The organism is Nonomuraea basaltis (genome assembly GCF_005893125.1).
Classification (GTDB): Bacteria; Actinomycetota; Actinomycetes; order Streptosporangiales; family Streptosporangiaceae; genus Nonomuraea; species Nonomuraea basaltis.
Genome location: NZ_VCJS01000411.1, coordinates 1 through 5,917, shown reverse-complemented (window position 1 = coordinate 5,917; position 5,917 = coordinate 1). Strand labels below are relative to the sequence as shown.

The following is a 5,917-nucleotide window of genomic DNA, read 5'->3' as shown; positions in this document are numbered from 1 at the left end:
CTTAAGTTAGATATAAGAGACAGGGCGGGGCAGGGCGCCAAGGGGGCTCTGCCCGCTCTGAGGGGGCGGGCCGCCCGGCGTCGCCGGAGAACCCGCCGCGGCAGCCGCGCAAGCGGCCCGATCCGCTGGACCTGCCGTTCGCGAGCGACGACGCCTTCAACGGCCGCCCGCCGCAGGACCCGGACGACGACGACCGCCCCCGCCAGGGCGGCCCCACCCGGCCGGGTGACTCCGGCCGTGGCGGGGACGACGCCGGCGATGCCCGGCCGGGTCGCGGCGGCCGTGCCGGGGACGACGCCGGCCGTGGCCGGTCGGGTGGCTCCGGCCGGGCCCGGCGGGAGGGCACCGGCGGTGCCCGGCGGGACGGCGCCGGTGGTGCCCGGTCGCGTGGTGCCGGCCGCGCCCGGCAGGACGACGAAGGTGGCCGCCCGCGCGGCGACGAGGCAGGAGGTCGCAGGCGTCCACGGGACGAGGGCGAGCGTTCGAAGGGTCGCGCCGCTCAGGGGCGCGACGCGAGCGGCCGTTCCCGGGGACGCGCCTCCCAGTCGCGTGACGAAGGCGACCGCGCCCGGGGGCGGGTCTCCCCGGGGCGTGACGAAGACGACCGTGCCCGGGGGCGGGTCTCCCCGGGGCGTGACGAAGACGACCGTCCTCGCGGGCGTCCCTCCCCGGGACGGGACGAGGACGACCGGCTCAGAGGGCGCGTCCAGGGACGCGATGACCGGGTGCGCGGCCGGAGTGACGGTGGCCGCGGTGACGGTGGGCGTGGTGACGGTGGCCGTGGTGATGGTGGCCCGCCGCCTGGTGCGGCGGCGGGTGGTCCCCGGCCGCGCCGTGACCGCGCGCGGCCGGACGCCGACGACCCCCGGCGCCGGAACGCGCGGGAAGACGATCTCCGGCACCGGGCCGGGCGGGAAGACGATCTCCGGCGCAGCACAGGGCCGGAGGAGGAGCCGCGCGGCCTCGGGCGGCAGGACGACGAGCTGGGGAGCCGGGGCCGGAAGGAAGACGGGCCGATGCGCCGTACCCCGACCGGTGGGTCCCGGTCCGAGGCGGTGCGGGGCCGTGAGCGGGTGGCGGCGCGCCGCGGCGGAGACGTGCCGCCACCCAGGGGACCGCGCCGCCCGCCCACGCCGCCGCGCCCGCCCAGGCCGCCGCTGGTGCTGCGGCTGGGCAGCCCGCGCAGGCGCATCAACATCGGCCTGATCGGCATGACGTTCGTGCTGTCGATCTTCGCCGGCCGGTTGATCCAGATGCAGGGCCTGGACTCCAAGGTGTACGAGGCCGCGGCCGTGGACCAGCGCCAGCACACCGAGCTCATCCCCGCCAAGCGGGGCTCGATCACCGACGTCAACGGTCACGAGCTGGCCGTGACCGTCGAGGCCCGCGAGGTGGCGATCGACCCGTCCAAGATCACCCGCCCTGACGTGCGGGCGAAGGCGACCACGATCCTGGCCAGGCAGCTGGGCAAGAGCGAGCAGGACATCGCCGCCAAGCTGGCCAGGACCGACACCCGCTACCAACTCCTGGCACGGGACGTCGACCCCGTCGTGGCCAGCCGCCTGCTGCAGGCCAGCGTGCCGGCGCTCACCGCCAAGAAGACCTACCGCAGGCTCTACCCGGCGGGCGACCTGGCGGGCAGCCTCATCGGCTTCGTCGGGTACGAGGGCAAGGGCCTGATCGGCATGGAGCAGGCCAGGAACACGCTCCTGGCCGGCCGCGACGGCAAGCAACGCGTGGAGACCGGCCGCGACGGCCAGCGCATCCCGATGACCAGCAGCCTGCGCACCGCCCCCGTGGACGGCCAGGACGTGCGGCTGACCATCGACCGCGACATCCAGTGGGCCGCCCAGAAGTCGATCGCCGAGCAAGTGAGCAAGGCCCGGGCCGACAGCGGCACCGTGATCGTCATGGACGTCCGGACGGCCCAGATCATCGCCATGGCCAACGCGCCCGAGCTCGACCTGAACAACTGGCAGAAGGCCCCCCAGTCCAGCCAGATCAACAAGGCCGCCGCCGACGTGTTCGAGCCCGGCAGCACCAACAAGGTGATCACCGCCGCCGCCGCGCTCGAGGCCCGTACGGTGACCCCCGACACGGTGTTCCAGGTCCCCGACCGGATCAGGTGTGCCGACCAGGTGCTGCGCGACGCCCACCCGCACGATTCCGAGGCGATGACGTTCCGCCAGGCCATGGCCCAGTCCAGCAACGTGGCCACGATCATGGCCGCGCGCAAGGTCGGCAGCGAGCGCCTCCACCGGATGCTGAAGTCGTTCGGGTTCGGCACGACGCCGGGCGGCGGCGTGCCCGGCGCCGAGGCGGGACTGCTGCCCGACTACAGGAAGTGGTCGGGCAGCCAGAGCTGCACCGTCGCCTACGGGCAGGGCGTGTCGGTGACGGCGCTGCAGATGGCCAGCGTCTACCAGACCATCGCCAACGGCGGCGTCAAGATCGAGCCGCAGATCGTGGCCGGCACCACGGACGCCTCGGGCAGGTTCGTACCCGCTCCTGCTGGTAAGCAGAGCAGAGTGGTGAGCGAGACGACGGCCAAGGAGATCACGACGATGCTGGAGAGCGCGGTGGGCGAGGAGGGCACGGGCCAGCTCGCCGCCATTCCCGGTTACCGGGTGGCGGGCAAGACCGGCACGGCCAACCGCTACGATGCCGACCTGGGCCGTTACGACGGCTACACTGCCTCGTTCGTCGGCTTCAGCCCGGCGGACCAGCCCGGGCTGGTGGTGCTGTCAGTGCTGCAGAACCCGAAGAACGGCCACTTCGGCGGCGATCTGGCGGCCCCGGTCTTCAAGGATGTGATGACGTTCGCGATCAAGAGCAAGAAGATTCCTCCCACAGGCTCCACCGTGCCGCCGGTGCGTACGCGCGCCGGAGGGTGACCAGGGAAGGTACGCTCTCGCCGTGCGTCCCCCGTCGTCTATGCGTCCCACGACCAGCCCGCCCCGTCCGCTGACCGGGCTCGCGACCATGCTCGACGCCGATTCCGGCACGTCGCGGTCGCCTCACGCCGCCCTGACCGGCGTCACCATCGACTCCCGCAGCGTCAGGCGCGGAGATCTCTACGTGGCCATGCCCGGCAACCGCGTCCACGGCGCCACCTTCGCCGCCGAGGCGATGGCCGGCGGCGCGGTGGCCATCCTCACCGACCGGGCCGGGCGCGACGCGTGCGTCGCCACCGGGCTGCCCGTGCTGATCGTGCCCGACCCGCGCGCGCTGCTCGGGCCGATCTCCTCCTGGGTGTACAGCCAGCCGGCCCACGACATCCAGATCCTCGGCATCACCGGCACCAGCGGCAAGTCCACCACCACGTTCATGCTCGAGGCCGGCCTGCGGGCCGCCGGGCACACGACGGGCCTGGTGGGCGGCGTCGAGATCCACGCGGGCGACCTGCGCTTCGAGCCGACGCTGACCACGCCGGAGGCGCCGGTGCTGCACGGCCTGTTCGCCCTGATGCGCGAGGAGGGCGTCACCGCGGCCGCCATGGAGGTCTCCAGCCACGCGCTCGCGCTCGGCAGGATCGACGGCGTCTACTACGACGTCGTCCTGTTCACCAACCTCTCCCAGGACCACCTCGACTTCCACAAGGACTTCGAGGACTACTTCGCGACCAAGGTGCGGCTGTTCCAGCCGGAGCTGAGCCGCGTCGGCGTGACCAACATCGACGACCGTTACGGCCGCGAGCTGCTGGATCTGGCGAAGGTGCCGATGACCACGTTCTCGGCGCTGGGCGACCCTGCGGCCGAGTGGCGGGCGCTGGAGGTCAGGCTGGGCGCGGACGGCAGCGCGTTCCGGGTGGTCGGCCCGGGCGGTGTCGAGGCCGACGCGCAGATCTCGCTGCCGGGCCCGTTCAACGTCGCCAACGCGCTCGGCGCCATCGTCACCCTGGTGGAGGCCGGCGTGCCGCTGCAGAGCGCCGTGCACGGCGTCGGCACGCTCATTGGCGTGCCCGGGCGCATGCAGCGCGTCACGGCCGCGGAGGACGAGTTCCAGGCGATCGTCGACTACTCCCACAAACCGGGCGCCGTGGAGTCGGTGCTGCGGTCGCTGCGCGCCGTCACCGCGGGCCGGCTCGCGATCGTGCTCGGCTGCGGCGGCGACCGCGACAAGGGCAAGAGGCCCATGATGGGGGAGATCGCGGCACAGCTGGCGGATGTGGCGATTTTCACGAGCGACAATCCCCGTTCGGAGGATCCCCTCGCCATCCTCGCGACGATGATGGAGGGAGCGCTCCGCGTTCCGCAGCACGACCGCGCTCATGTGATCATTGAGCCCGACCGCGCGGCCGCCATCGGCCTGGCGATCGCCCGGGCCGGGCGCGGCGACGTGATCGTCGTGGCGGGCAAGGGTCACGAGCAGGGCCAGTACGTTTCAGGCGAGGTGATCCCCTTCGACGACCGCGAAGTGGTCGCCGAAGCGATCGACGCACGCAAGGAAAGCAGGAAGCACTAATGATCCCGTTGCCTCTGGCCAGGATCGCCGAGATAACCTCGGGCGCCCTGTCGGGCATGGCCGATCCCCGCGCGGTGGTGCGCGGGCCCGTCGTGATCGACTCGCGGGCCGTTGAACCGGGATCGCTGTTCGTCGCCTTCAGGGGCGCGCGGGTCGACGGTCACGACTACGCCGCGCAGGCGATCCGCGCCGGAGCCGTCGCCGTGCTGGCCACCAGGCCGGTCGACGCGCCGGCGGTGATCGTGCCCGACGCCGCCGCCGCGCTGGCCGAGCTGGCCGCCGCCCAGGTCGCCGCGCTGCCCGGCGTCACCGTGATCGGCGTGACGGGCTCGGCCGGCAAGACCAGCACCAAGGACCTGCTGGCCAGGCTCACCGGCCGGATCGGGCCCACCATCGCCCCGGTCGGCAGCTTCAACAACGAGCTCGGCCACCCGCTGACCGTGCTGCGCGCCGACGCCGACACCCGGTTCATGGTGCTGGAGCTGGCGGCCCGCAACCTCGGCCACATCAAGGACCTGACCCGCATCGCGCCGCCGCAGATCGGCGTGGTGCTCAACGTCGGCACCGCGCACCTCGGGGTGTTCGGCGGCAAGGAGGCCATCTCCAAGGCCAAGGGCGAGCTGGTGGAGGCGCTGCCGCGGTCCGGCGTGGCCGTGCTCAACGCCGACGACCCCTTCGTGCGGGAGATGGCCTCTCGTACCGACGCGCGCGTCACGTACTTCGGCCGGAGCGAGGACGCCGCGATCCGGGCCGAGGGCGTCGTGGTGGACGCCCGCGGGCGCGCCTCCTTCACGCTGCGCACTCCATCGGGTGCCGCGCAGGTGTCGCTCAAGCTGTACGGGGCGCACGCGGTCGAGAACGCGCTGGCGGCCGCGGCGGCCGGCTACGAGCTCGGGCTGCCCGTCGCCACCATCGCCGCGGAGCTGTCGCAGGCCACGCCGCGCAGCCGGTGGCGGATGGAGGTCACCGACCGGGCCGACGGCGTGACGGTCGTCAACGACGCGTACAACGCCAACCCTGACTCGATGCGGGCGGCCTTCGAGATGTTCGAGGCGCTGGGGCGGGGGCGGCGGCGGTTCGCCGTCATCGCGGCGCTGCGCGAGCTGGGCGACGAGGGGCCCGCGCTCAACGCCGAACTCGGCCGCATGGCCGGCGGTGCCGGGCTGGCGGGGCTGATCGTGGCGGGGCCCGAGGCGGGGCCGGTCCTGGAAGGCGCCCGTGCGGCGGCCCAGACGGCCGCACAGGCGCCCCCTGCGCCGTCCCCGGTGGTCCCGCCGACCGGGGCGCAGATTCCCGGCTCTCAGGCGCCTGCAGGCCCTCCGCCGGGTGCCCCGCCGTCCGGCGCCCACGTGTCCGGCCCTCAGCACGGCGCGCCGCAGGGCCGGCACGAGCACGGCGTTCCTCAGCCGGGCCGGCACGCGCCTGGTCCCGGACATGTCCCTTATACACATCT

General features: G+C 73.6%; 3 protein-coding genes and 1 pseudogene. All 4 read left to right on the top strand.

Annotated elements, in window-relative coordinates:
- A pseudogene (locus EJK15_RS75955) lies at positions 1–1,206 on the top strand (hypothetical protein); the annotation flags it as partial.
- Positions 1,161–2,894 (top strand): peptidoglycan D,D-transpeptidase FtsI family protein, encoded by a 1,734-nt coding sequence (locus EJK15_RS67080; RefSeq protein ID WP_476739213.1) that lies wholly within the window; start codon positions 1,161–1,163, stop codon positions 2,892–2,894. The pseudogene EJK15_RS75955 and the gene EJK15_RS67080, both read left to right, overlap by 46 nt.
- A gap of 40 nt (positions 2,895–2,934) precedes the next feature.
- A complete protein-coding gene (locus EJK15_RS67075; protein WP_138720563.1) occupies positions 2,935–4,464 on the top strand; it encodes a UDP-N-acetylmuramoyl-L-alanyl-D-glutamate--2,6-diaminopimelate ligase in 1,530 nt (509 codons plus the stop codon).
- A partial coding sequence (locus EJK15_RS67070; protein ID WP_240778094.1) for a UDP-N-acetylmuramoyl-tripeptide--D-alanyl-D-alanine ligase occupies positions 4,464–5,917 on the top strand: 1,454 nt, incomplete at its 3' end. The genes EJK15_RS67075 and EJK15_RS67070, both read left to right, overlap by 1 nt.

Coding starts and splice junctions, on each gene's coding strand:
- EJK15_RS67075 (WP_138720563.1), top strand. CDS start 2,935: ATGCGTCCCACGACCAGCCCGCCCCGTCCGCTGACCGGGCTCGCGACC.